We start from the raw sequence: 25,366 nt of genomic DNA on the forward strand, positions 1-25,366 counted from the left end.
GGGGGGAGCAAGTCAGTTTCATCAAGGGTGAATGGCACACCGCATTCGTCAGCAAGCTGACTCCCACAGGTTCTATGTTTATTCAACGATTTCGGTGTTGAATCCAGCAACGCAAAGCACGCTCTGGCTTTTGATCTTCATACCGCAGCAGGCCAGACACCACAAAACGCGACTTGGGTGCAGGCCAAACGCAGACGACGCGCAGTGGGCCGAGCGGCATGGATGCCGCGAGAGCGCCGTCAGGACATGGATGTCCGTTCGGCGCGGGCCCACGGAGCGTCGCCGAAGTGAAGGAACCCGACGAAGTCGGGCCCAACCAGGAGTTCAGACACTTGGTTACTTGGTGTCTTTTCAAGTAACCCGCCGAAGGCGGAACAGTTTGGCCGTTAGGACAAACCAAACCATCAGCGCCACCCTAAGTAGTGGAAATGCACACCATACAAGCCAACTTGCTGCCGAATGCGGTGGTCCATCAACCTCGATGGTGACTGACGCACCGCCTTCTCGGAAGTCTCCTACAGGGTTCGCGTCGGCTCAGAACAGCCGGGCGAGGAGGGCGGTGACGGCGGTTTCGACGCGCAATATTCGGTCCCCCAACTGCACCGGATTCATGCCCGATGCCCTTAGCAGGTCGACCTCATAAGGAATCCAGCCGCCTTCAGGGCCGATCGCCAGCGTCACAGGCTGCTCCACGGCACGGGGGCAGGCAGGGAAGTCGCCCGGGTGTCCGACCAGTCCCAGTGTCCCATCGACAATGCCTGGTAGACGGTCTTCGACGAAGGGCTTGAAGCGTTTCTCGATGACGATCTCGGGCAGCACGCTGTCGCGGGCTTGTTCCAGACCCAGAATCAGTTGCTCGCGAATGGCCGCTGGCTCCAGGAACGGGGTCTGCCAGAAGCTTTTTTCGACTCGGTAGCTGTTGATCAGAACGACCTTCGGCACGCCCATCGTGGCGACGGTCTGGAACACCCGGCGCAGCATTTTCGGGCGTGGCAGGGCGAGGATCAGCGTCAGCGGCAGTTTGGCGGGAGGTTCGCGGTCGAAGGCCACCATCAGCTCGGCCTCGCGAGGCTCCAGCCGCAGCAACTCTGCGCTGCCCAGCAGACCGCCCACGCGACCGACGCGCAGGCTGTCACCGACTTGCGAACGATGCACCTCCTGCATGTGCTTGAGGCGCCGGTCACGCAGGACCACGCGGTCAGCCGAAATGAAATCGGCCTCTTCAAGCAGCAACAGGTTCACGGCTGGGTCGCTGGCGGCTGGTCTTGCTTGTCTTCTGCCTTTTCGTCGTCTTCGTGATCGCCCCGCTTGGTGACCATCGAGCTGCACAGCACCCCGATTTCAAACAGCAGCCACATCGGCACCGCGAGCAACGTCTGCGAGAAGATATCCGGCGGGGTGAGGATCATGCCGACCACGAAACAGCCAATCACCACGTATGGACGAATCTTCTTCAGGTATTTGACGTCGACGATGCCAATCCACACCAGCAACACGACGGCCACCGGAATTTCAAAGGCCACGCCAAAGGCCAAGAACAGCGTCATGACGAAATCCAGGTAGCTGGAGATGTCCGTCATCATCGACACCCCTTCCGGGGTCACGCTGGCGAAGAAGTGGAAGATCAGCGGGAAAACCAGGAAGTAGGCGAACGCCATCCCGGCATAGAACAGAATGATGCTGGAGATCAGCAACGGCACTGCCACGCGCTTCTCATGCTTGTACAAGCCCGGCGCAATAAAGCCCCAGATCTGGTACAGGATCACCGGCATGGCCAGGAACAGCGCCACCATCATGGTCAGCTTGAAGGGCGTCAGGAACGGCGAGGCCACGTCGGTGGCGATCATCGTCGCGCCTTCCGGCAAAAACTTACGCAATGGCGCTGAAACGAAGGTGTAGATCTTCTGTGTGAAGTAAAACAGCGCGCCGAAGATCACGAAGATCGCCAGCACACACCGCAGCAGGCGCGAGCGCAGTTCAGTGAGGTGCGAGACCAGTGGCATTTGCTGGTCGTTTTCCGGAATTTCGCTCATGGGGCTCGTGGTGGCTGTGACGAATCGTTAGCGGAAGGTGCGCTCTGCACCGCAGTGGCCGGCGTGGTCACCGGTGCTGGCGCAGGTGTCGATGCAGGCGGCACCGGCTCGGGGTGAGCCTGAGCGGGCGGTGGGCTGACCGACGCGGTTTCTGCCGGTGCGGCCGGGCCGATATCGGCGGCAGGGCCAGGGGACGGTGCTGCGCCCATGACGGGCTCACTGGCGGGCGACGTTTCGGTTTGCGCGGTCGGCGGCACGACAGGCGGAGCCGGTGGTTGCTGCGGCTGCATGATTTTGCGCGCTTCTTCTTCCAGCGAAAGAATGTGCTCGTTGTGCAACTGACGGCGAATTTCATCGGCGCCGATTTCGCGCTCAACTTCCTGTTTGATCGCATTGAAGCTGCGTTTCAGACGCCCGACCCAAAGTCCGGCGGTGCGTGCTGCTCCCGGCAGGCGCTCGGGGCCCAGCACCAGCAGGGCAACGAGACCGACCAGCAGCAGTTCAGAGAAGCTGATACCAAACATGCGTCACGACCTAGTCTTTGCGGATGGGCTCTTCGACTTTCTGCGCCTGCGCATCGATGGTGTGCGGCTGATGCAGCGGCTGGTTTGGCGGAACTGGCTGCGCAGTCGGTTGCGGCTGAACCGGTGGCTGCTCGGAAGGCTTCTCGTCGTCGTTCATGGCTTTGCGAAAGCCTTTGATCGATTCGCCGACGTCGGTGCCCAGGTTCTTGAGTTTCTTGGTGCCGAAGACCAGCACGACGACCACAAGAATGACGATCCAGTGTTTCCAGTCAAAAATGCCCATGTCACGTTCCTCACAAGAAATTCAGAGCCCGCAGGCTCGCGGTTTATTCCGCCGAACGCGCCGCTTTTTCGGCGTGGCCAGACAACCCGAAACGGCGATCCAGCTCATCGAGTACGGCCTGTGGATGCTGGCCCAGTGCTGCAAGCATGACCAGACTATGGAACCACAAATCGGCGGTTTCGTAGATGACATCGCTGCAGTCACCGCTGATGGCGGCATCTTTGGCGGCGATGATGGTTTCGACCGACTCTTCGCCCACCTTCTCCAGAATCTTGTTCAGCCCCTTGTGGTAGAGACTGGCGACGTAGGAGGAGTCGGCAGCCGCGCCTTTGCGCTCTTCGAGTACCTGCGCAAGGCGAGACAAGGTATCAGTCATGTTCAGTGTCCTGCCTTATAAATGGCTTCAGGGTCTTTGAGCACCGGGTCCACGGTTTTCCAGCCAGCGTTGTCATAGACACGGTAGAAGCAGCTCTCGCGGCCGGTGTGGCAGGCGATGCCGCCTATCTGCTCGACCATCAGAATGATTACGTCGGCGTCGCAGTCCAGACGCAGTTCGTGCAGTTTCTGCACATGGCCCGATTCTTCGCCTTTGCGCCACAGCTTGCCACGGGAGCGCGACCAGTAGATGGCGCGGTTTTCGGCTGCGGTCAGGCTCAGTGCCTCACGGTTCATCCAGGCCATCATCAGCACGCGCCCGGTTTTATGGTCCTGCGCAATCGCAGGCACCAACCCCTCGCTGTCCCACTTAATCTCGTCCAGCCAGTCTTTCATCGTCGGCTCCGGCCGCTTTATCGATGGGTTAGTGTGCCAGCGGCGCCCGCGGATGGCTATCGGCGCACGACCAGATAAAGGCCGGCCACCAGCATCAACAAGGCGGGCCAGGCACTCAAGGCCATCAGTTCGTCGCCCGATTGAGTATGGGCGGTGGCCAGAATAACCCCGCCTGCCAGCAGGCCGGCGCCGATCAGGCGCAGCGCCCAATGGTCTCTGTTACGCGCGTAGGGCGGTGGCGGATCGGATCTGTGTGGCTGTGACAGGCGTTCCAGCAGGTCGCGGGTCATGTTGGCCAGATGCGGAATCTGCTCGACCTGGGATTGCAGGTTGCCGATCAGCGTCCTGGGGCTGACGCGTTCACGCATCCAGCGTTCCAGAAACGGCTGGGCGGTGCTCCACAGGTCCAGCTCCGGGTACAACTGACGGCCCAGACCTTCGATGTTGAGCAGGGTCTTCTGCAGCAACACCAGTTGCGGCTGTACTTCCATGTTGAAGCGGCGCGCGGTCTGGAAAAGGCGCATCAAGACCTGTCCGAAGGAAATGTCCTTGAGGGGCTTTTCAAAGATCGGCTCGCACACGGTACGGATGGCCGCTTCGAATTCGTTGAGTTTGGTTTCCGCCGGCACCCAGCCCGAGTCGATGTGCAACTGCGCGACGCGGCGATAATCGCGCTTGAAGAAGGCGAACAGGTTGCGCGCCAGGTAATCCTGATCTTCCGGTGTCAGACTGCCCACGATGCCGCAGTCGATGGCGATGTACTGCGGATCCCATGGCGCAACGGTGCTGACGAAGATATTGCCGGGGTGCATGTCGGCGTGGAAAAAACTGTCGCGGAACACCTGGGTGAAGAACAGCTCCACGCCCCGTTCAGCGAGTTTCTTCATGTCGGTGCGCTGATCGGCCAGGGTCGCCAGATCAGTGACCTGAACCCCGTAGATGCGCTCCATCACCAGCACTTTTGGCCGGCACCAGTCCCAGTACACCTGCGGGACATAGAGCATCGGCGAACCTTCGAAGTTACGGCGCAGCTGGCTGGAGTTCGCCGCCTCGCGCAACAGGTCGAGTTCGTCGTAGATAGTCTTTTCGTAGTCGGCGACCACGTCCACCGGGTGCAGCAGGCGGGCGTCGGCGGAGAGCCGTTCGGCGATTCTGGCAAGAATGAACAACCAGGCCAGATCCGATCCGATGATCGGCTTCAAGCCAGGACGCACCACTTTGACCACCACTTCTTCGCCGGTTTTAAGTTGCGCGGCGTGAACCTGTGCCACCGAAGCGGATGCCAGCGGCGCGACGTCGAAGCGGGCGAACACCTGGCTGATCTTCGCGCCGAGCTGAGACTCGATCAGCGCAACGGCCTTCTCGGATTCGAACGGTGGTACCCGGTCCTGCAACAGCATCAGCTCGTCGGCGATGTCCTCGGGCAGGAGGTCGCGTCGAGTAGACAGCAACTGGCCGAACTTGATGAAGATCGGCCCCAGGTCCTGCAACGCCAGGCGCAATCGTGCGCCGCGTGTCAGCTCATTCTTGCGTCGCGGAATCCAGCGCCACGGCAGCACGAAGCGTACGGCCAGCAGCCACCAAGGCAGCGGCAGGGCAAACAGCAGGTCATCGAGGCGGTAACGGATTACGACACGCTGGATGCGAAACAGGCGGCGGACGGCAAGCAGGCTCATGCGTTATCGCTGGATTTGAGGGATTGGGCCAGACGCTCGAAGCGGGCTTCGAGGCGTTCCAGGTCTTGTTTGGTCTGATCCAGTTCGGCAAAGCGGGCTTCTGCCTCGCGTTTGCCGACCAGGGTGCGGGACTCTTCGGCCAGGTAGTCGGCCAGGTTCAGGCGCAGGCTGGAGAGGCTGTCACCGGTCCAGCGTGCGCTATTGCGCAGATGGCCGCCGATCAACGTCGTCGCGACGGGCCCCAGCCAGCGTTGCAGCTCGTATTCCCAGTCCAGATCGAGGTCCTGCAGCACGCCGGTCAGCTCCAGCAGCACGGCGCTCTCGCCATCCAGCTCGACCTCAGGGCTGTGCAGCACTGCGGTCTTGTCCTTGTTCAACGCCAGACGCATCAGGCTCGCGGCGGGGGCGCGCAGGGTCACATCGGCACCGCCTTCCCAGTTCGCCGCCAACATCAGGCCTTCGTCACTGGGGAGGATGTACAGATGAAACGCAGGGTGGCTGCACTCGACCGCAATCACCTTGCCACTGAGCCGGTCAAGGCGTGGCAGGGCGGTGCTGTCCATCTGCAGCACGCGATTGATGCCGTGCTCGACGCCGGCGAGCAAGCCGCTGATCAACATCAGGGCTTGATGCCACGGTGCAGGGCAACGATGCCGGAGGTCATGTTGTGGTAAGTCACGCGGTCGAAACCGGCGTGTACCATCATCGACTTCAGGGTTTCCTGATCCGGATGCATGCGGATCGACTCGGCCAGATAGCGGTAGCTTTCCGAGTCGTTGGTGATCAATTTGCCGGCCAGCGGCATGAACGCGAACGAGTAAGCGTCGTAGACCTTGGACATCACCTTGTTGGTCGGCTTGGAAAATTCGAGCACCAGCAAACGACCGCCGGGCTTTAGCACGCGCAACATGGAGCGGATGGCGTCTTCCTTGTGGGTGACGTTGCGCAGACCGAAGGCGATGGTCACGCAGTCGAAGTAGTTGTCCGGGAACGGCAGCTTTTCAGCGTCGGCCTGGACGAACTTGATATTGCCTGCCACGCCGCGATCGAGCAGGCGGTCACGACCGACCTTGAGCATCGAGGCGTTGATGTCGGCCAGCACGACTTCGCCGGTCGGACCGACCAGGTGGGAGAACTTCTTCGCCAGGTCGCCCGTGCCGCCCGCGATGTCCAGCACGCGGTTGCCGGTGCGCACGCCTGAAAGCTCGATGGTGAAGCGCTTCCACAGGCGGTGCATGCCACCGGACAGCACGTCGTTCATCAGGTCGTACTTGGCTGCAACGGAGTGGAAAACCTCGGCGACTTTCTCGGCCTTCTGGCTTTCCGCTACGGTTTTGTAACCGAAGTGGGTGGTGGGTTCGGCATCGCTGCCTTTGCGCGGATCGTTCATATCGCTGTCACCGGAATAAAGTGCCGCCATTCTAATCGTCGGGGCTGGCTTTGTCTTGACAAGGCTCACCGTCAACAGTTTCTTCGTTGGGCGCCGCTGGTATAGTGCGCCGACGATTTACCTCGATGAAGGAGCCCGTCAATGGCGCGAATTACCGTAGAACGCCCGCATGCACTGGGTAAGGACAAAGCCCGCGAGAAGGCCGAGCTGCTCGCTGAAAAACTGGGCGACAAATATGGCATCGAGCACACCTGGAACGGCGACACGGTGTCGCTGGAAGGCAAGGGCGCAAAAGGGACGGTTGAGGTCGAGGACGCGCTGGTGCGGGTCAACATCGAGTTGAATTTCTTCCTCTCGGCCATGAGCAGCACCATCCAGTCCGAAGTCGAGCGACAGCTGGACAAAGCGTTGACGGCGTAACGCATTACCCTGTAGGAGCGTGGCTTGTCCCGCGATCGGCGACGAAGTCGTCGTAAACCTGAGTTTGCGGTAATCCTGGAGCAACGGCTTGGCCGCATCTACGACTGCTTCGCAGCCGATCGCTGGACAAGCCACGCTCCTACATCACCCGACCCCAACCTAGGGTGAGCTTTCTAATTTTTCTCTCTACTTTGTGCCCATGCCCCCAACTTCCCGCGGGCGGTTCCTCCTATCCCTTTCGAGCGTGAGGTGCGACATGGTCAAAGTTACCTTGAAGAAGAAAATCGAAGCCGAAGAAACCAAGGCCGTTTCCGAGGTTCGTCTCTATGCGCGCAAGATCTGGCTCGCCGGCCTCGGCGCTTATGTAAAGGCCGGACAGGAAGGTGCCGAATACGTCAAAGAGCTGATCAGGACGGGCGAGCAGACCGAGAAAAAAGCCAAGAAAGTCATTGATGAAAAGGTCGAGGCGGCCAACAGCGAAATCGATTCGGCCAAGGGCGAGTTCAAGGGCGAAATCACCAAGGTCAAAGGCCGTGTGGAAGTGCAGCTCGACAAAATCGAAAGTGCGTTTGACCGCCGCGTGGCCAGCGCCTTGAATCGCATCGGCATTCCGTCTAAACATGATGTCGAGACACTCTCTGCTAAGCTCGATGAGCTGACGGCATTGCTCGAACGTGTCGCGCGTAAACAATAAGGAGAGCAGGATGGCTGGCAAGAAGAAAACTGAAAAAAAAGAAGGCAGCTCCTGGATTGGCGAGGTTGAAAAATACTCCCGTCAAATCTGGCTGGCTGGTTTAGGCGCTTACTCGAAGATCAGCAATGACGGCAGTAAGCTTTTCGAAACGCTGGTGAAAGACGGCGAAAAGGCCGAGAAGGAAACCAAGGCGACCGTGGGCAAGACAGTCGACACCGCCAAAGCTTCCACCAAGTCTCGCGTCGGCGACGTGAAAGACCTGGCACTGGGCAAATGGGGCGAACTGGAAGGGGCGTTCGACAAGCGCCTGAACAGCGCGATTTCCCGCTTGGGTGTTCCCAGCCGCAACGAAGTCAAAGCGCTGCATAGCAAGGTCGATCTTCTGACCCGGCAAATCGAGAAGCTGACCGGTGCATCGGTCACGCCCATCTCGAAAACCGCAGCGGCCAAACCTGCAGCCAAGACCACCGCCAAGCCTCTGGCTAAAGCGGCCGCCAAGCCTGTAGCGAAAGCGGCGAGCACCGTTGCGAAGAAGACGGCAGCGGCGAAACCTGCCGTGGCGAAAGCCGCCGCCAAACCGGTTGCTGCAGCGTCCAAAGCGGCGGCCTCCACCGCAGCCAAGGCGAAAACGGTTGCCGCGAAACCGGCTGCCAAACCTGCACCGAAGGCCGCAGCGAAACCTGCTGCCAAGCCAGCGGCGAAACCCGCCGCCGCGAAGAAGCCTGCAGCAGCCAAAAAACCTGCGGCTACCAAGCCGGCCGCAGCCACGCCAGCTCCAGCCGCCAGCGCCGCCCCGGCAGCTTCAGCGCCTACCGCTCCGGCCGCCACACCGTCGACCGCTTCCACGCCGCCGACACCGTCCAGCCAGTCCTGATTCCCGGCTGGTTACACCAAAACCCGATCTGTGAAAGCAGGTCGGGTTTTTTGTAGGTGAGCGCTTGCCTGCAGGTGCATCCTCCAGCAACCGCCGACTCAATCCTCCAGGTAATGCCGCGCCAACTGCTCGGCCGCATGCCGTGCGCCGGGTTTGAGGTGCGGCGCGACGAGCATCATGATCTGGTAAACCACGACGCGTGTTTCACCTTCCCTATCCAGGATGCGCTGGTAATCCAGGGAGAACAGCAGGGTCAGGGTGATCTGCTCCACCAACTGCCCCAGCGCTTGGGTGTCGCTGGTGACCTGGCCTTCGGCTTTCAGGCGAGCCAGCAACGACGCCAGTGTGCGCTTGATTGAATTGAGCAGACTACGGATGCCGCGCGCCAGCTTCGGCAGACGGCTGGCGAGGTTGGAAAGGTCCTGGAACAGAAACCGATAGTGCGACAGACGTTCGACGATCAGGTGCAGGAACAGCCAGTAATCCTCGGCATCCAGACGTGCGTCGACGGGTGGATCGAGCAGTGGCGCCAGCTCATGCTGAAAGCGCTCGAACAGCTCCATCACCAACGGCTCCTTGCCATGAAAGTGGTAGTAGAGGTTGCCCGGACTGATTTCCAGCTCGTTGGCAATTTCCAGTGTCGAGACGTTGGGTTCGCCCTGTTGATTGAACAGCAGCAGGGCGCATTCGAGTATGCGGTCGCGGGTCTTCATCCAGTCTTCTTAGTTCGGTGCATAAGCTGATTTGTCGAGCAAGGCGAAGAACTGTAGGAGCGCGCTTGCCCGCGATTGCGTCAGTTCCGGCAAATCGTTGGCGCCTGACACTCCCTGATCGCGGGCAAGCGCGCTCCTACAGGTATTACAGATGTTCAACGGACCCGCACGTACGTCCCTGGCGCGGCCTCCATCGGCGGGTAATTCTGGTTGCCCAGCGCGGTCAGGGTTTCGCGCTGAGCGCCTGAACGCTCCTGAATCCAGCTCAGCCATGTTGGCCACCAACTGCCTTCGGTGCGTTGGGCGTCGTAATACCAGGCGCGCGGATCGCTGCTCAGCTTGTTGTTCTCGACAAAATTGGCCTTCGGGTGGCCCGGTGGGTTGAGAATGCTTTGGACATGCCCGCTGTTGGAAAGCAGAAAGCGGCGCTCCCCACCCAGCAGCAACGTCGAGCGATAGACCACATCCCATGGCGTGATGTGGTCGTTGATGCCCGCGACACTGAAGCTGTCTACGGTGACCTTCTGCAGGTCGATCGGCGTGCCGCAGACTTCCAGGCCGCCCGGATGAGTCAACGGGTTGTGCTTGAAGAAGTCCAGCAGGTCGCCATGCAACGCAGCGGGCAGGCGAGTGCTGTCATTGTTCCAGTAGAGGATGTCGAAGGGTGGCGGCGCCTTGCCCAGCAGGTAATTGTTGACCCAATAAGCCCAGATCAAATCGTTGGGGCGCATCCAGGCGAACACCTTGGCCAGGTCGCGACCGTCCAGCACGCCGCGCTGATAAGAGCGGCGCTTGGCCGCTTCCAGCGTCTGCTCATCAATGAACAACGTCGCCGGGCTCTCGATCTGACTGTCCAGAAGACTCACCAGATACGTCGCGCTCGACACCCGACGCATCTGCCGTTTGGCCTGCAAATGGCCCTGCAGCGCAGCAATCGTCAGACCGCCCGCGCAGGCGCCCATCAGGTTGACCTCGCGCGCCCCGGTGATCGCGCGGCACACGTTCATCGCTTCTTCCGCGGCCTCAACGTAACTGGACAACCCCCATTCGCGATGGCGCACATCCGGATTTCGCCAACTGATGATGAAGGTCTGCAAGCCGTTTTTCAGCGCGTACTGGACAAAGCTGTTGGTCGGGCTCAGGTCGAAAATGTAGAACTTGTTGATTTGCGGCGGCACGATCAGCAGCGGGCGCGCGTACTGCTTTTCGCTCATCGGCTTGTATTGAATCAGCTCCAGCAGTTCGTTGCGAAAGACCACCGCGCCGGGCGTTACCGCCAGCGTGCGGCCGATCTCGAACGCATCTTTCGTGGTCTGGCTGGGCAGGCCGTTGTTGTGCATGAAGTCGTCGAGCATGTGGCTCAAGCCTTTCACCACACTGGTGCCGCCGGAATTGAACAGCTCTTTGACGGCCAGGGGATTAAGCAGGCTGTTGGTCGGCGCCAGCGCATCGTTGAGCAGTGCAAAGATGAACTGCGCGCGAGAGCGATCGTCTTCGGACAGGCCACTGTCGTCGATCCAGTGGCGCACTTGGTGCTGCCAGCTTAAATAGGCCTGCAAGCCGCGCCGATAGAGGGGGTTGTGGGTCCAGGTCGGGTCAATGAAGCGCGTGTCGTTCGGGTGAGGCTGATAGGGCGTGTCGCCCAGCATGACACGCCCCAGCTGACCACCGAGCGCCAGCGCGTGACGCGCTGTGTAAACCGGGTGTTTGAGGCCTTGCAGCGCCACGCTGCGCAAGGTCGAGAACAGGTCCCTGCCGCGCAGACCGGTGATCGCACTCTGCGCGTTGATGTAGGTCGCTGGCGTTGGATAAGCACTCTTCGCCGGTTTGTCTCGCATGGATCAACACTCCTTCGTCAGACCATCAACACGTACGCCTGCGCGGGCAACGCCAGGATCCGTTACCCGCGCCACTCTGCACCTCGGCAATCCCGCTGACAGTGCAGTCAATGAAGCGATTTTTCCTGTTGTGAAACACCTGCTCCTGCCGGTATCGGCAAATCCTCTGGGGTTATCGCACGATGGGGGCGGGTTGGGGGTGCATGACGGCGCGTTGCCGTTCCTGCTGAAGAAACTTCATGATGATTGGCGCGACAGCTTCAGCCCGCGTAATCAAAAACAAATGACCGTCGTCGATTATGTGTAGCTGGGCATTGGGTATGCGCCAGGCCAGCAGTCGCATATTGATCAACGGAATCAACGGATCATCATCCCCGGCCAGTACCAGCGTGGGCTGTCGAATCTTGTGCAGCCAGTGAATGCTCGTCCAGCCCATGCCCGCGAACAACTGCCAGTAATAACCCAGCTTTCCGGACGAACGGACCTTGGCCGCGTGGTTGGCGGCCAGGTGCGGGTCGCGGCGGAAAGCGCCACCGTAGATTTCCGGCGCGATGCGAATCACGTGAGACGGCTGGATATAGCGCCGCGGGCTCGCCATCAACCACAACACTCTCGGCTTGCCCGGGACCATCACGGCGCCCGCCGCAGTGGCGGCCAGCACGAGCTTTTTGCAGCGCTCGGGATAGTCATGAGCGAACTGCTGAGCCAGCGCGCCGCCCCAGGACACGCCAATCGCATTGACCTGACCATAGTCCAGATAATCGAGCATGCGCGCCGCGAGTCTGGCCAGGCCGGGAAAGCGGTAGGGGCGACTGGGCGTCGAAGAGCCGCCCACACCGGGCACATCGAAGGCAATGACCTCAAGGTCCGGGTCCAGTGCGTCGACGAAGGGAAACACCAGCTCCAGATTGGCGCCGATGCCGTTGAAAATCAGTAGCGGCGTGAGATGACTCTTGCCGGGGCGCACTGCGGTGCGGATGTTGTGGCCATCCAGATCGATGGTGCGAAATACAAACGGTTGCGGCATGCGCGAAGCCCTGTGGGTTAAACGCCGGTAATGCAGTCCTGCGCGTTTCCGGTCCTGAAACCGCCTCGGCGGTTCCTGTGTGTTCGATGCTTGCCGTTCCTTACTGCACTGTGTTCTTGATGCCAGACGCAGATCCTGTGGGAGCGAGCTTGCTCGCGAAGAGGCCGGTACATTCTCCCCAGCGTTGGCGCCTGGCCGGCCCCCTTCGCGAGCAAGCTCGCTCCCACAGGCGTATCCATCGCTGGACAATCCACGCGCCTACAGTGACACGCTACCGCTCGTGAACATACGTCCCCGGCGAAGCCTCTCCCGCCGGATACGCCTTGTTGCCCAGTGTAGCGGGGGACTTTTTCAGTTTGCCGGAGCGTTCGGCCTGCCAGGCGTGCCAGTACGGCCACCAGGAATCGGTGTGCTTGGTCGCGTCTTCCTGCCAGCGGTTGGCGTCGTCCGGCATTTCCGGATTGGTCATGAACCGCGCCTTCGGATTGCCCGGCGGGTTCAGGATGCTCTGGATATGCCCGCTGTTGGACAGCACGAACTCGGTCTTGCCGCCAAACAACCTGGCCGACTTGTAGCACGACACCCACGGAGTGATGTGGTCGTTGGTGCCGGCCAGACAGAAGATGTCGCTTTTGACCTGCTTCAAATCGATCGGTGTGCCGCACACCTCCAGCGCGTTGGGGCGAACCAGCGGATTGTTCTTGAACATCTCGATCAAGTCACCATGAAACGCGGCGGGCAGACGGGTGGTGTCGTTGTTCCAGAACAGGATGTCGAACACCGGCGGCTCGTTGCCCAGCAGGTAGTTGTTCACCCAGTAGTTCCAGATCAGGTCGTTGGGGCGCATCCAGGCGAACACCTTCGCCATGTCTTTGCCTTCCAGCACGCCCGCCTGGTACGAGTGTCGCTTGGCCGACTCCAGCGTCTGCTCGTCGACGAACAGCGCGACCTGCGTGTCCAGTGTGGTGTCGAGCACGCTCACCAGCAGGGTCAGTGCATTGACCTTCTGCTCGCCCAGCGCTGCATAGTGCCCCAGCAGCGCGGTGCAGGTGATGCCGCCGGAACAGGCGCCCAGCATGTTCACGTCTTTGCTGCCGGTGATCTTGCAGACCACGTCCACGGCTTCTTTCACGGCGTCGATATAGGTCGACAGACCCCACTCGCGCTGCGCCTTGGTCGGGTTGCGCCAACTGATGATGAACGTCTGCACGTGGTTGCGCAGGCAGAAGCGGGCCAGGCTTTTTTCCGGGCTCAGGTCAAACACGTAGAATTTGTTGATCTGCGGCGGGACCACCAACAGCGGGCGTTCAAACACCTGCTCGGTGATGGGCTTGTACTGGATCAGCTCCAGGACGTCGTTGCGAAACACCACCGCGCCTTCGGTGGTCCCCAGGTTTTTGCCAACTTCGAATGCGTCCATGTTGACCTGGCTTGGCATGCCGCCGTTGTTCACCAGGTCTTTCGCCAGATGCGACAAGCCATCGAGGATGCTCTTGCCGCCGGTTTCGAAAAAGCGTTTGACCGCTGCCGGATTGGCCGCGCCATTGGTGGGTGACATCGCTTCGGTCATCAGGGTGATCACGAAGTGACCGCGGCTGATGTCTTGATCGGACAGGCTGCTGTCGTCGATCCAGTCGTGCAGCTCCTTTCGCCAGGCGAGGTAGGTTTGCAAGTAACGGCGATAGAGCGGGTTCTGGCTCCAGGCCGGGTCGGCAAAGCGACGGTCGTCACTGTCGGGTGCCAGTGTGGATTTGCCGAGCATGACGTTTTTGAGTTCGAGCCCAAAGTGGGCCACGTGCTTGGCGCTGTGGAAGGGCTGTTTGATGGCCTGAGTCAGTACCCTGCGTGCCGTGGTGAGCAAATCCTTGCGCCTCAGGCCTACGACAGGGTTCAACCCCAAGGTGTGTTCAGAGGCTTGACGCGGCAGATCATCATTACTCTTGTTACTCATCTACGACGCTCCATTGTCCTGAGACGAGCACTGGTATCCCTGTGAAAACACACCACGGGCAAACGCCAGTACTGCTCTCGGGTGACCGATGATTAACACAACCGGTGTGAACGTTTACGCAAGGCACCGAGTTTTTAGGGGTGCTGCAAGCGACGGCTACGAACAACACCGACAGGCTTCTGCAAATTCTCCGATGCAGATGGCTTGCCAGAATCATTGGTTACGCGAGATTTCAAAAAATCGCAAGCAGGGTCAGTCATTGACCGCTGCGCGGAACATTGAAGCAAATGGAATTAGAAAGTGCGTCCTAAAATGCCAGTCGGTCGTCAAGGCGCGGACTAGAGCCGCGGGTCAAAGCATCAGTCGAATGACCTGCTCGGAAGGGTCGCGGGATTTGCCTGCTGCTTTCAGCTCGGCCAGATAGTCGTCCCATAACTGTGTCTGGCGTTGCGCCAGTTGTTCGAGGTACTCCCAGGTGAACAGTCCGCTGTCATGACCGTCGTCGAAGGTCAGTTTTAGTGCGTACTGGCCGGCGGGCTCTATCTTCGTCAGGCCGACGCCCAGTTTGCCGAATTGCAGAATCGGATTGCCATGCCCCTGCACCTCGGCGGAAGGCGAATGCACCCGCAGGAATTCGGCGGGCAGATGGTATTCCTCATCCGGCCCATATTTCAGGCTGAGAATTTTCGAGGCTTTGTGAAGCTGGATGGCAGTGGGGATGCGGGTCATGGGCATTCGCGCCTTGCGCAGGACGTTGTAGGAGCCAGCGTGCTGGCGAGCGCCATAGCACAGCCGACATCGTAGGCGACTGATCTGCAGCATTCGCCAGCAAGCCGGCTTCTACAGGAGATCTGTGTCCAGCCGAATAGTAGCGGCTGGACGGACCTCGCGGTGGGTTGCGATTAGAGAATATAGCGCGACAAATCTTCGTCTTCCGCCAGCTCGCCCAGATGGCTGTTGACGTAGTCGGCGTCGATCTGGATCGTTCCGGCGTCCTGCGAGGTCGCCAAGTCACCCGCGCTGAAAGACACTTCTTCCAGCAGGCGCTCCAGCAAGGTGTGCAGGCGACGGGCCCCGATGTTCTCGGTCTTTTCGTTGACCTGCCAGGCGATTTCCGCCAGACGCTTGATACCTTCGGGCATGAATTCGATATTCAGGCCTTCCGTTTTCAGCAACTCGCGGTATTGCTCGGTCAGGGACGCGTGTGGCTCGCTCAGGATGCGTTCGAAGTCCTGCGGACTCAGCGCCTTGAGTTCGACACGGATCGGCAGACGACCCTGCAGTTCAGGCACCAGATCGCTCGGCTTGCTCAGGTGGAACGCGCCGGAGGCGATGAACAGGATGTGATCGGTCTTGACCATGCCCAGCTTGGTGTTAACGGTGCAGCCTTCGATCAGAGGCAGCAGGTCGCGCTGTACACCTTCGCGAGACACATCGGCGCCACCGACGTTACCACGCTTGGCAACCTTGTCGATCTCGTCGATGAACACGATGCCGTGTTGCTCGACGGCTTCCAGTGCCTTGCCCTTGAGCTCCTCGTCATTGACCAAACGGCTCGCCTCTTCGTCGCGGACCATCTTGAGCGCGTCCTTGACCTTCAGCTTGCGGCTCTTCTTTTTGCCCTTGCCCATATTGGCGAACAGGCTTTGCAACTGGTTGGTCATCTCTTCCATGCCGGGTGGCGCGGAGATATCGACGCCGCTCATTTCAGCGACTTCGATTTCGATTTCCTTGTCATCCAGTTGGCCTTCGCGCAGGCGCTTGCGGAACAGCTGACGCGTGTTGGAGTCACTGCTCGACGACGCATCTTCGTTGAAGCCTACGCGTGCCGGTGGCAGCAGGGCGTCGAGAATACGGTCTTCGGCAGCGTCTTCGGCGCGATGACGTACCTTAGTCATTTCCTGTTCGCGCAACAGTTTCATGGCGGCGTCGGCCAGATCACGAATGATCGATTCGACGTCACGGCCCACATAACCGACTTCGGTGAATTTGGTGGCTTCGACCTTGATGAAGGGCGCGTTGGCGAGCTTGGCCAGGCGACGGGCGATCTCGGTTTTACCGACACCGGTCGGGCCGATCATCAGAATGTTCTTCGGGGTGACTTCGACGCGCAGCTCTTCCGGCAGCTGCATCCGGCGCCAGCGGTTGCGCAGCGCAATGGCGACGGCGCGCTTGGCATCGTCCTGGCCGATGATATGGCGATTGAGTTCGTGGACGATTTCACGGGGAGTCATGGACATGGTTTTCAACGGTCCTCGGTCGTGGATGAGTTCAACGGGCCGCGGTGAATTGCGGCCCGTGGCAGGACTCATTCGGCGAGGTCCTGCTCCTCAATGGTGATGTTGTGGTTGGTGAACACGCAGATGTCGCCGGCGATGTGCAAGGCGGTCTCGGCGATTTCACGCGCCGACAGTTCGGTTTTCAACAGCAGGGCGCGCGCGGCGGCCTGGGCGAAAGCACCGCCGGAACCCATGGCAATCAGGCCATCCTCGGGCTCTACGACGTCGCCGTTGCCGGTGATGATCAGCGAGGCATCTTTGTTGGCAACGGCCAGCATGGCCTCCAGACGGCTCAGGGAACGGTCGGTCCGCCAGTCTTTCGCCAGCTCGACGGCTGCGCGGACGAGGTGGCCCTGGTGTTTTTCCAGCTGAGCTTCGAAGCGTTCGAACAGGGTGAAGGCGTCGGCAGTGGCGCCTGCGAAACCGGCGATGACCTGACCGTGATAAAGACGGCGGACTTTTTTGGCGTTGCCTTTCATGACGGTGTTGCCGAGGGAAACCTGGCCGTCACCCGCCATGACGACTTTGCCTTGGCGGCGCACTGAAACGATGGTGGTCAAGGGGAGAGTCTCCACGCTGCGGGGCGAAAATGCCCTGATGGAAACTCATATGGGGGTGGGGGCGGGTATTTCAACTGCCGGAGGGGATGAATGGCAGCTGTTGATGAGGGCAGACGCCGCATACCAATGTAGGAGCGTGGCTTGTCCCGCGATCGGCTGCGAAGCAGTCGTAAAATCGGACGACGCTGTCATTTCTGACACACCGCATCCACAGATTTCACGACGACTACGTCGACGATCGCGGGACAAGCCTCGCTCCTACAGGTAGGAGAAGGTTCTTAACGGCTCTGGCGCTGTTGCAACAAAAGGTTACTGAACCCGCCACCGGCCAGCTGTTTCTGCGCGGTCGTCAACTGTTCGCGGTTGCTGAACGGCCCTACCAGCACGCGGTACCAGGTTTCATCCTTGACCGTGCCCGACTCAACCGTCGCAGCCTGGCCTAGCAGAATGATCTGTGCACGCACCTTGTCGGCGTCTGCCTGCTTGCGGAAGGAGCCCGCTTGCAGGAAGAACGTCGTCACAGGCGCGGGCTTGGTGACCGGTGGTGCCGGTGGAGGTGTCAGGCCACTGAGCGCGGCCTGAGCGCGAGCGGTATCGATTTTCGCTGCCTGCTCAGGCGTAACCGGTGTCGTGGGCGCGACCACGGGCGGCGGTGTCTTCTCGGGCACCGCTTCGTTTGGCACGATGACTTCCGACTCCGGCAGCAAGGTATAGAAATCGTACTTCGGCTTGACCGGCGCGGTCGGGCTCGGCGGCGTCTTGTTCGCCTCGGCGATCTTCGCGGCCTTGGCGTCAGCCTTGTTCCGCTTGATGTCGTCGCCGCTGCCGGGCTCCAGTTTCATCAGGAAAACGATGAAGGCTCCAACGGAAAGGCCGATCGCCAGCCACAGCCATCCCGGAATCGGCTTCTTTGCGGGGGCCTCATACCGGCTGGCGCCGCGCTTGGGAGCAGGTTTCTTTTTGACTGCCAACTTACATACGCTCCAGAGTTTCCAGACCCAGCAATTGCAGGCCTTGCTTGAGAGTGCGGCCGGTCAGGTGCGCGAGGCGCAGACGGCTTTGCTGTTGCTCGGGGTTTTCCGCGTTCAGGATCGGGCAGTTCTCGTAGAAGCTCGAGAACAGACCGGCCAGATCGTACAGGTAGGCGCACAGCACGTGCGGGGTGCCTTTCTCGGCGACGTTGTTCACGGTTTCGCCGAACTGCGCCAGACGCGCCGCCAGATCCTGCTCGTGCGGTGCTTCGAGAATGATCTGGCCTTTGGTTTCGTCGAAGGCCTCGCCCAGCTTGCGGAACACGCCGGAGACACGGGTGTAGGCGTACAGCAGGTAAGGCGCGGTGTTGCCTTCGAAGCTCAACATCTGATCGAAGTTGAAGCTGTAATCGCTGGCGCGATGCTTCGACAAGTCGGCGTATTTGACCGCACTAATGCCCACCGCCTTGGCGATGGTGCGCAGTTCGTCTTCGGCAACCTCAGGGTTTTTCTCTTTCACCAGCACGTAGGCGCGTTCTTCGGCTTCGTCCAGCAGGTCGACCAGCTTGACGGTGCCGCCATCGCGGGTCTTGAACGGACGGCCGTCGGCGCCGTTCATGGTGCCAAAGCCCATGTGCTCCATCTGCATGCCGTTGGTGACGAAGCCTGCGCGACGGGCGACCTCAAACACTTGCTGGAAGTGCAGGGCCTGACGCTGATCGACGAAGTACAGAGCGCGGTCGGCTTTCAGGACATTGCTGCGGTAGCGCACGGCCGCCAGGTCAGTGGTTGCGTACAGATAACCGCCGCCGGCCTTTTGCACGATCACGGGCAGCGGTGTGCCTTCTGCAGTCTTGAATTCTTCGAGGAATACACATTGAGCGCCATTGCTCTCGACCAGCAACCCGGCTTTCTTCAGGTCGGCGACGACATTGGGCAGGTCGTCGTTGTAGGCGCTTTCGCCCATCACGTCTTTCGGCGTCAGTTTGACGTTCAGGCGTTCGTAGACTTCCTGGCAGTGCGACAGCGAGATGTCTTTGAAGCGGGTCCACAGCTTCAGGCACTCCGGGTCGCCTGCTTGCAGCTTGACCACCAGACCACGCGCACGCTCGGCGAACTCCTCCGATTCGTCGAAGCGACCCTTGGCGGCGCGATAGAAGTTTTCCAGATCGGACAGCTCGTCACTGGTGGCCGGGGTTTCCTGCAGGTAGGCCAGCAGCATGCCGAACTGAGTGCCCCAGTCGCCGACGTGGTTCTGGCGGATGACGGTGTCGCCCAGAAATTCGAGCACGCTGGCCACGCTGTCGCCAATGATGGTCGAGCGCAGGTGGCCGACGTGCATCTCTTTGGCCAGGTTCGGCGCCGACAAATCGACCACGACGCGCTGCGCGGGACCGTTCTTGCGGACCGACAATGTGGCATCGGCCAGTGCGGCGTCGAGGCGTGAAGCCAGCGCCTGAGTGTTCTGGAAGAAATTGAGGAATCCCGGGCCGGCGATATCGACCTTGCTGATCTGCTCGTCGGCAGGCAACGCGGCAACGATTTTCTCGGCCAGGTCGCGGGGTTTCATGCCCGCAGGTTTGGCCAGCATCATGGCGATGTTGCTGGCGAAATCGCCGTTTTTCTTGTCTTTGGCGTTTTCCACCTGAATCGCCGGCGTCAGCCCTTCCGGCAAGACGCCTTCGGTGACGAGTTGGCTCAGAGCTTGTTGGATCAGCTGGCGAATGGTGTCTTTCATGGTGCTCTCTTTCGACCGCAAGCGCGGCAGCGCTCGATGCGCGGGTGGAAAAACGGGGCATTATCCGTTGCCGGAGCCACCTTGCCAACCGCGATGGATGCGCGGTTGTGATTTTGGTCGCGACCGTAATCACCTGTAGAAGCGTGGCTTGTCCCGCGATCTGGCGCGCAGCGGCAGCAAACCCTGTGGATGCGGTCCGTCAGAATGAACCGAGGTGCGAAGGTTGACGACTGCTACGCAGCCTATCGCGGGACAAGCCACGCTCCTACAGGTTGGGTTGCACCCTTAATAAAGATCCACCGGATCGACGTCCAGCGACCACCTGACCTGTCGTCCGCTCGGCATGTTTTCCAACGCCAGCATCCACAGGGCTAGCAATTTGTGCAGCGGTGCGCGGGCGTTGGCCTGGACCAGCAATTGCGCGCGGTATCGACCGGCGCGGCGTTCCATGGGAGCCGGAACCGGGCCCAACAGTTCAATGCCGCCCAACGCCATTTCCTTCAACAGGTGCTCGGCCTCCGTACAGGCGTCGTCGAGAAATCCCTCAGCCTGACCCGGTTTGTGCGCTTCGGCGCGCAGCAACGCCAGGTGTGAAAACGGTGGTAATCCAGCGGCGCGTCGCTCACTCAAGGCTTGCTCGGCGAAGGCGAAATAGCCCTGCTCGGTGAGCTGAATCAACAGAGGATGTTCGGCCAGGTGCGTCTGAATGATCACTTTTCCCGGCTCTTCCGCGCGTCCGGCCCGACCCGCCACCTGGACGATCAACTGCGCCATCCGCTCGCTGGCCCGGAAGTCGCCGGAGAACAAGCCGCCGTCGGCGTCCAGAATCGACACCAGCGTCACGCGCGGGAAGTGATGCCCTTTGGCAAGCATCTGCGTGCCGACCAGAATGCACGGATGGCCTTTTTGAATGGTCGCGAACAACTGATTCATCGCGTCCTTGCGAGAGGTGCTGTCGCGGTCGACGCGCAGCACCGGATAGTCGGGGAACAGAATCGCCAGCCGCTCTTCGGCGCGCTCGGTCCCCGCGCCGACGGGCCGCAGATCGACTTTGCCGCAGGCTGGACAGTTGCGGGGCACGCGTTCGACGTGGCCGCAATGGTGGCAGCGCAACTCGCCTGAACGCTGATGAACGGTCATTCGTGCATCGCAACGGTTGCACTCCGACAACCATCCGCAATCGTGGCACAGCAATGTCGGCGCAAAGCCTCGCCGGTTGAGGAAGACCAGCACCTGCTGGCCTGCCGCGAGTGTCTGGCCGATCGCTTGTTGCATGGGGCCGGAAATGCCGCTGTCCAGCGGCCGGCTTTTCACGTCCAGCCGCAGGAAGCGGGGCTGTTGCGCGCCGCCGGCGCGCTGATTCAACCGCAGGAGGGCGTAACGGCCGGTGTAGGCGTTGTGCAAGCTTTCCAGCGAAGGCGTGGCGGAACCCAGCACAATCGGGATGTCTTCCTGTCGCGCCCGCACCAGTGCCAGGTCGCGGGCGTGATACCGCAGGCCTTCTTGCTGTTTATAAGAGCCGTCGTGTTCTTCGTCGATGATGATCAGACCGGGGTTTTTCATCGGCGTGAACAGCGCGGAACGGGTTCCAATAATGATATCGGCTTCGCCATCACGCGCCGCCAGCCAGGCATCCAGGCGATCGCGATCGTTCACGGCCGAGTGCAGCAGGGCGATCCGCGCGTTGAATCGTTGCTCGAAACGGGCGAGTGTTTGCGGGCCAAGATTGATTTCGGGGATCAACACCAGCGCCTGTTTCCCGGCTTCCAGCGTCTCGCGGATCAGTTGCAGGTAGACCTCGGTCTTGCCGCTGCCGGTCACGCCGGCCAGCAGCGAGGCGTGGAAGCTTCCGAAGCCTGAGCGTATGGCCTCATAGGCCGCGCGCTGCTCGGTGTTCAGCGCCAGTTCCGGCTGCGCCAGCCAGTGCTGGTGGCGCGCAACGGGGGCATGGCCGCGCACTTCGACCGTTACCAGCTCCTTGGCCAGCAACAGGTTCAGGCTGTCCCGGTTCAGCATCAGCTTGCTCAACAAGGTGTGAGGCACACCGTGAGGATGTTGCGCCAGCGTTCGCAGGGCTTCTTTCTGTTTGGGCGCTCGGGCGATGCGCGAGTCATCGATGCTGGCGCCTTCGGCAACCTGCCAGAAGCGCTCCTGTCGCGCCTCGGCCGGTTCGCCCTGACGTAGCAACACGGGCAGCGCCCAGCTCAAGGTGTCGCCCAGGCTGTGCTGATAATACTGAGCGGTCCACAGGCAGAGTTTGAAGAGGGCGGGCGGCAGCGGCGCTTCCTGATCCAGAAGCGCGATCGCAGGTTTCAATTTGTCAGCGGGTACTTCGCTGTGGTCGGCGACCTCCACGAGAATCCCGATCATTTCCCGGCGGCCAAACGGAACCCTCAGGCGCATGCCAGGCTGCAGAGCACTGCGCGCGACGCCGTCGGGAACGCGGTAATCGAACAGGCGACGCAAGGGCGAGGGCAGGGCGAGGCGCAGAATGGCGTCGGGCACGCGGAGGATTTCCTGTTACGGAGTATGACCAAGGGCGCGATCTTAGCAGACGACCGGCATTAACGTTCCCTTGCGTCATTTGCACGCTCTGTTAATATGCGCGGCCTAATTCCGTGCGGTATTCAACAATAGTGTTGGGTGGCGGCACGCTAGCCTGAGGAAATACCGATGAAAGCTGATATCCATCCAGTTTACGAAGACGTCGTTGCGACCTGCAGCTGCGGCAACGTCATCCACACCCGTTCGAACCTGGCCAAGCCGCTGAGCCTGGACGTGTGCAACGAGTGCCACCCGTTCTACACCGGTAAGCAAAAGACTCTGGACGTTGGCGGCCGCGTCGACAAGTTCAAGTCGCGTTTCGGTGCGTTCGGCGCAACCAAAGCGAAGTAAGAGTGGTCGTTCTGGATCGCTCCCCGAGCTACTCCAGGCTGCTCAAGAAGGCGTCCCTCGCGGGCGCCTTTTTTGTGTCCGCAGTTTGGCTCTCCGCAGCGCAGGCGCTTTGCCCGATGCCGGATTCCTTGCCCGTGGCACAGGTCCAGCGCGTGGTCGACGGCGACACGCTGCGCCTGAGTGATGGACGCAGCGTGCGCATGATCGGCCTCAACGCGCCAGAAACTGGCAAAAAAGGTCAGTCTGCCCAGCCTTTCGCTGAAGCGGCCAAGCGTCGGCTGCAAACCCTGGTCGATGACAGTGGCGGTCAGGTCAGTTTGCGTGTCGGTGAACAGGCCACTGATCATTACGGACGCACCCTGGCTAATGTCTATGGCCGCAACGGTGCCAATCTGGAAGCGCAATTGCTGGCCGAAGGGCTCGGGTATCAGGTCGCGGTATCGCCCAATGTCGCGCTGGTCGATTGCCAGCAGACGGCAGAAAGGAAGGCCCGTCAGACGGGACTCGGCGTGTGGCGCAACTCGCCCGTGCAGTCTCCGGATCAGATCAGTGCCGGCGGGTTTGCGGTGGTGTCCGGACAGGTGACAAACGTGCAACGTAATGGCGGAGGCATCTGGATTGAGTTCTCGGATGCCTTGGTCCTGCGTGTTGCCCCGGATCTGGTGAGGCAATTCGACAGCGCCGCGCTTTTACGCCTTAAAGGTCAGCGGATCGAGGCGCGGGGCTGGATTGTCGATCGGTCTCGGCGCGGCGGACTGAAAACAGGTCAGTCGCGGTGGATGATGCCGATTACTCATCCGGCGATGTTGAATACAATCAATCAATAAAATTGTAGACAATTTTTGCTGTGCATTGTCCCCGCTGAAAGCCTTGTATTCCGCGGTTCTACGCTGAAAGTCGTAGATGCGGCCCCTTGACACAGGTGACTCGCCAGTCTTGTTAGGACTTTCTGACTTGCGTATGCTCGTCGGTCCGTCTGTCCAACAGCAAAAAAGCGGAATGCCCACATGTCAGATCTGAAAACTGCCGCTCTCGACTATCATGCCAATCCTCGTCCAGGAAAACTGAGCGTCGAACTCACCAAAGCCACCGCGACAGCTCGCGATCTGTCACTGGCGTACAGCCCGGGCGTCGCCGAGCCGGTGCGTGAAATCGCACGCGATCCCGAACTTGCTTACAAATACACCGGCAAGGGCAATCTGGTCGCCGTCATCTCCGATGGCACCGCGATCCTTGGCCTGGGCAACCTCGGTCCATTGGCTTCCAAGCCAGTAATGGAAGGTAAAGGTGTACTGTTCAAGCGCTTTGCCGGCATCGACGTGTTCGACATCGAAGTCGACTCCGAAAGCCCGCAAGCCTTCATCGACACCGTCAAGCGCATCTCCATCACCTTTGGCGGCATCAACCTGGAAGATATCAAGGCACCTGAGTGCTTCGAGATCGAAAAGGCGCTGATCGAACAGTGCGACATTCCTGTTTTTCATGATGACCAGCACGGTACCGCGATCGTGACCGCAGCCGGCATGATCAACGCGCTGGAAATCGCTGGCAAAACCCTGGCGGAGGCGAAGATCGTCTGCCTGGGCGCTGGTGCTGCGGCCATCTCCTGCATGAAGTTGCTGGTGAGCATGGGTGCCACGATCGAAAACATCTTCATGGTCGACCGTAACGGCGTGGTTCATTCCGACCGTTCCGACCTGAATCAGTACAAGGCGCAATTCGCTCACGCGACCGACAAGCGCACCCTGGCGGATGCGCTGCAAGGCGCTGATGTGTTCGTGGGTCTGTCGGGTCCTAACCTGCTGAGCGCTGAAGGCCTGAAGTCCATGGCTGCCAACCCGATCGTATTCGCGTGCTCGAACCCCGATCCGGAGATCTCCCCGGAACTGGCTCACGCCACTCGCGACGACGTGATCATGGCGACTGGCCGTTCGGACTACCCGAATCAGGTCAACAACGTGCTGGGTTTCCCGTTCATCTTCCGGGGTGCGCTGGACGTTCGCGCCAAGCGTATCAACGAACAGATGAAGATCGCCGCCGCCAACGCCCTGCGGGAGCTGGCCAAATTGCCGGTTCCCCAGGAAGTCTGCGACGCCTACGGCGGCATCGCGCTGGAGTTCGGTCGTGAGTACATCATCCCGAAACCCATGGACGCGCGCCTGCTGGGCCTGATCTCCGACGCGGTGGCCAAGGCGGCCATCGAGAGCGGCGTAGCCACCCTGCCGTACCCGAAACATTACCCGCTGAACAGCGTGGATGAAGTGTTTAACGGCTGATAGCTGAGCGACAAACAAAAAGCCCTGCACAGATGCAGGGCTTTTTTGTGGGTCTTGAGTTTGGCTTCGACTGTAGGAGCGTGGCTTGTCCCGCGATCTGCCGGGAACCGGCAGCAAAACCGGTGCATGCGGAGTGTCAGGCATAACCGGGTCGCCTGACTTTGCTGCCGCTTCGCGCCAGATCGCGGGACAAGCCACGCTCCTACGCCTTGCGGACAGAAGCCTCCGAGTAGGTTGCACATGTGATGTGAGGAAGACAGTTGCTACGGCCTGCGGCCAGAATCAAAAGCCGCGGGCCGTCTTGAATATCGATACCGTCCGAAGCAGAGATAGTGTTAGGGCGCGGCCTGGCTCCTGTACGGATCAGAACAAATCGATCGGCGCTGACTCGTCGGCGGGCAACGGGCTGCCCGGTGCGGGGCTGCCGTTGAGTTCGTTGACGCTTGGCGGAGT

The 25,366-nt window shown here is 60.5% G+C and carries 25 protein-coding genes; 6 read left to right on the plus strand and 19 right to left on the minus strand.

Annotation, left to right across the window (positions count from 1 at the left end; all coding sequences use genetic code 11):
• Nucleotides 1-534 precede the first annotated feature (534 nt).
• From BMY73_RS26210 to ubiE, 9 genes are read right to left on the minus strand one after another with little or no spacing between them, the layout of a single operon-like run.
• Nucleotides 535-1,242 (minus strand): 16S rRNA (uracil(1498)-N(3))-methyltransferase, encoded by a 708-nt coding sequence (locus BMY73_RS26210; protein WP_092410769.1) that lies wholly within the window; start codon nucleotides 1,240-1,242, stop codon nucleotides 535-537.
• A complete protein-coding gene (gene tatC / locus BMY73_RS26215) occupies nucleotides 1,239-2,033 on the minus strand; it encodes a twin-arginine translocase subunit TatC (RefSeq protein WP_062379271.1) in 795 nt (264 codons plus the stop codon). The genes BMY73_RS26210 and tatC overlap by 4 nt, the downstream gene beginning before the upstream one ends.
• Nucleotides 2,030-2,557, minus strand: a complete 528-nt coding sequence (tatB, locus tag BMY73_RS26220) for a Sec-independent protein translocase protein TatB (RefSeq protein WP_062379269.1) — start codon at nucleotides 2,555-2,557, stop codon at nucleotides 2,030-2,032. Before tatB ends, tatC begins: the two co-directional genes overlap by 4 nt.
• A gap of 10 nt (nucleotides 2,558-2,567) precedes the next feature.
• Nucleotides 2,568-2,840, minus strand: coding sequence for a twin-arginine translocase TatA/TatE family subunit (locus BMY73_RS26225; RefSeq protein ID WP_062379267.1), 273 nt, complete (start codon nucleotides 2,838-2,840; stop codon nucleotides 2,568-2,570).
• A gap of 43 nt (nucleotides 2,841-2,883) precedes the next feature.
• Nucleotides 2,884-3,216 (minus strand): phosphoribosyl-ATP diphosphatase, encoded by a 333-nt coding sequence (locus BMY73_RS26230; RefSeq protein ID WP_062379266.1) that lies wholly within the window; start codon nucleotides 3,214-3,216, stop codon nucleotides 2,884-2,886.
• A 2-nt stretch (nucleotides 3,217-3,218) separates the two neighbouring features.
• A complete protein-coding gene (hisI, locus tag BMY73_RS26235) occupies nucleotides 3,219-3,611 on the minus strand; it encodes a phosphoribosyl-AMP cyclohydrolase (protein ID WP_092410771.1) in 393 nt (130 codons plus the stop codon).
• A 56-nt stretch (nucleotides 3,612-3,667) separates the two neighbouring features.
• A complete protein-coding gene (gene ubiB / locus BMY73_RS26240; RefSeq protein WP_092410773.1) occupies nucleotides 3,668-5,287 on the minus strand; it encodes a ubiquinone biosynthesis regulatory protein kinase UbiB in 1,620 nt (539 codons plus the stop codon).
• Nucleotides 5,284-5,907: a ubiquinone biosynthesis accessory factor UbiJ gene (locus BMY73_RS26245; RefSeq protein WP_092410775.1), complete on the minus strand. Its 624-nt coding sequence runs from the start codon at nucleotides 5,905-5,907 to the stop codon at nucleotides 5,284-5,286. The genes ubiB and BMY73_RS26245 overlap by 4 nt, the downstream gene beginning before the upstream one ends.
• Nucleotides 5,907-6,677, minus strand: a complete 771-nt coding sequence (gene ubiE / locus BMY73_RS26250; protein WP_062379682.1) for a bifunctional demethylmenaquinone methyltransferase/2-methoxy-6-polyprenyl-1,4-benzoquinol methylase UbiE — start codon at nucleotides 6,675-6,677, stop codon at nucleotides 5,907-5,909. Before ubiE ends, BMY73_RS26245 begins: the two co-directional genes overlap by 1 nt.
• A 141-nt stretch (nucleotides 6,678-6,818) precedes the next feature.
• Between ubiE and BMY73_RS26255 the strand changes: the two genes are divergently transcribed.
• The 3 genes from BMY73_RS26255 to BMY73_RS26265 all read left to right on the plus strand — a co-directional run bounded on the left by BMY73_RS26255 (nucleotide 6,819) and on the right by BMY73_RS26265 (nucleotide 8,665).
• Entirely contained in the window at nucleotides 6,819-7,097 is a 279-nt protein-coding gene (locus BMY73_RS26255; RefSeq protein ID WP_062379258.1) for a polyhydroxyalkanoic acid system family protein, read from the plus strand.
• Between the two features lie 256 nt (nucleotides 7,098-7,353).
• Nucleotides 7,354-7,791 (plus strand): phasin family protein, encoded by a 438-nt coding sequence (locus tag BMY73_RS26260; RefSeq protein WP_062379256.1) that lies wholly within the window; start codon nucleotides 7,354-7,356, stop codon nucleotides 7,789-7,791.
• Nucleotides 7,792-7,801: 10 nt separating this feature from the next.
• The gene (locus BMY73_RS26265) at nucleotides 7,802-8,665 is read left to right on the plus strand and encodes a phasin family protein (RefSeq protein ID WP_092410777.1); all 864 of its coding nucleotides are present in this window, start codon (nucleotides 7,802-7,804) and stop codon (nucleotides 8,663-8,665) included.
• 98 nt (nucleotides 8,666-8,763) lie between these two features.
• On the opposite strand, the gene BMY73_RS26270 is transcribed toward BMY73_RS26265, so the two are convergent.
• The 10 genes from BMY73_RS26270 to BMY73_RS26315 form a co-directional block, all read right to left on the minus strand.
• Nucleotides 8,764-9,378 carry a TetR/AcrR family transcriptional regulator gene (locus BMY73_RS26270; protein ID WP_092410779.1) on the minus strand — a complete coding sequence of 205 codons (615 nt, stop codon included), beginning with the start codon at nucleotides 9,376-9,378 and terminating at the stop codon, nucleotides 8,764-8,766.
• Nucleotides 9,379-9,533: 155 nt separating this feature from the next.
• Nucleotides 9,534-11,216, minus strand: a complete 1,683-nt coding sequence (gene phaC, locus BMY73_RS26275; protein ID WP_092410781.1) for a class II poly(R)-hydroxyalkanoic acid synthase — start codon at nucleotides 11,214-11,216, stop codon at nucleotides 9,534-9,536.
• Between the two features lie 172 nt (nucleotides 11,217-11,388).
• Nucleotides 11,389-12,243 carry a poly(3-hydroxyalkanoate) depolymerase gene (gene phaZ, locus BMY73_RS26280; protein ID WP_092410783.1) on the minus strand — a complete coding sequence of 285 codons (855 nt, stop codon included), beginning with the start codon at nucleotides 12,241-12,243 and terminating at the stop codon, nucleotides 11,389-11,391.
• Between the two features lie 271 nt (nucleotides 12,244-12,514).
• Nucleotides 12,515-14,194 carry a class II poly(R)-hydroxyalkanoic acid synthase gene (phaC, locus tag BMY73_RS26285; protein ID WP_092410785.1) on the minus strand — a complete coding sequence of 560 codons (1,680 nt, stop codon included), beginning with the start codon at nucleotides 14,192-14,194 and terminating at the stop codon, nucleotides 12,515-12,517.
• Between the two features lie 351 nt (nucleotides 14,195-14,545).
• On the minus strand, nucleotides 14,546-14,923 hold the full coding sequence (locus BMY73_RS26290; RefSeq protein ID WP_062379680.1) for a gamma-butyrobetaine hydroxylase family protein: 378 nt from the start codon (nucleotides 14,921-14,923) through the stop codon (nucleotides 14,546-14,548).
• 173 nt (nucleotides 14,924-15,096) lie between these two features.
• The gene (hslU, locus tag BMY73_RS26295; RefSeq protein WP_062379678.1) at nucleotides 15,097-16,434 is read right to left on the minus strand and encodes an HslU--HslV peptidase ATPase subunit; all 1,338 of its coding nucleotides are present in this window, start codon (nucleotides 16,432-16,434) and stop codon (nucleotides 15,097-15,099) included.
• Between the two features lie 68 nt (nucleotides 16,435-16,502).
• Nucleotides 16,503-17,033 carry an ATP-dependent protease subunit HslV gene (gene hslV, locus BMY73_RS26300; protein WP_037016051.1) on the minus strand — a complete coding sequence of 177 codons (531 nt, stop codon included), beginning with the start codon at nucleotides 17,031-17,033 and terminating at the stop codon, nucleotides 16,503-16,505.
• A gap of 278 nt (nucleotides 17,034-17,311) precedes the next feature.
• Entirely contained in the window at nucleotides 17,312-18,004 is a 693-nt protein-coding gene (locus tag BMY73_RS26305; protein ID WP_062379243.1) for an SPOR domain-containing protein, read from the minus strand.
• Nucleotide 18,005: 1 nt separating this feature from the next.
• A complete protein-coding gene (gene argS, locus BMY73_RS26310) occupies nucleotides 18,006-19,742 on the minus strand; it encodes an arginine--tRNA ligase (RefSeq protein ID WP_092410787.1) in 1,737 nt (578 codons plus the stop codon).
• A gap of 285 nt (nucleotides 19,743-20,027) precedes the next feature.
• Nucleotides 20,028-22,247, minus strand: a complete 2,220-nt coding sequence (locus BMY73_RS26315) for a primosomal protein N' (protein ID WP_092410789.1) — start codon at nucleotides 22,245-22,247, stop codon at nucleotides 20,028-20,030.
• Between the two features lie 168 nt (nucleotides 22,248-22,415).
• Between BMY73_RS26315 and rpmE the strand changes: the two genes are divergently transcribed.
• The 3 genes from rpmE (at nucleotide 22,416) to BMY73_RS26330 (ending at nucleotide 24,913) form a co-directional block, all read left to right on the plus strand.
• Nucleotides 22,416-22,637 (plus strand): 50S ribosomal protein L31, encoded by a 222-nt coding sequence (gene rpmE / locus BMY73_RS26320; RefSeq protein ID WP_062379238.1) that lies wholly within the window; start codon nucleotides 22,416-22,418, stop codon nucleotides 22,635-22,637.
• 116 nt (nucleotides 22,638-22,753) lie between these two features.
• Nucleotides 22,754-23,464, plus strand: coding sequence for a thermonuclease family protein (locus tag BMY73_RS26325; protein ID WP_092410791.1), 711 nt, complete (start codon nucleotides 22,754-22,756; stop codon nucleotides 23,462-23,464).
• A gap of 180 nt (nucleotides 23,465-23,644) precedes the next feature.
• Nucleotides 23,645-24,913, plus strand: coding sequence for a malic enzyme-like NAD(P)-binding protein (locus BMY73_RS26330; RefSeq protein ID WP_062379237.1), 1,269 nt, complete (start codon nucleotides 23,645-23,647; stop codon nucleotides 24,911-24,913).
• Nucleotides 24,914-25,366 lie beyond the last annotated feature (453 nt).

The sequence above is a fragment of the Pseudomonas sp. NFACC02 genome, assembly GCF_900110765.1.
GTDB lineage: Bacteria > Pseudomonadota > Gammaproteobacteria > Pseudomonadales > Pseudomonadaceae > Aquipseudomonas.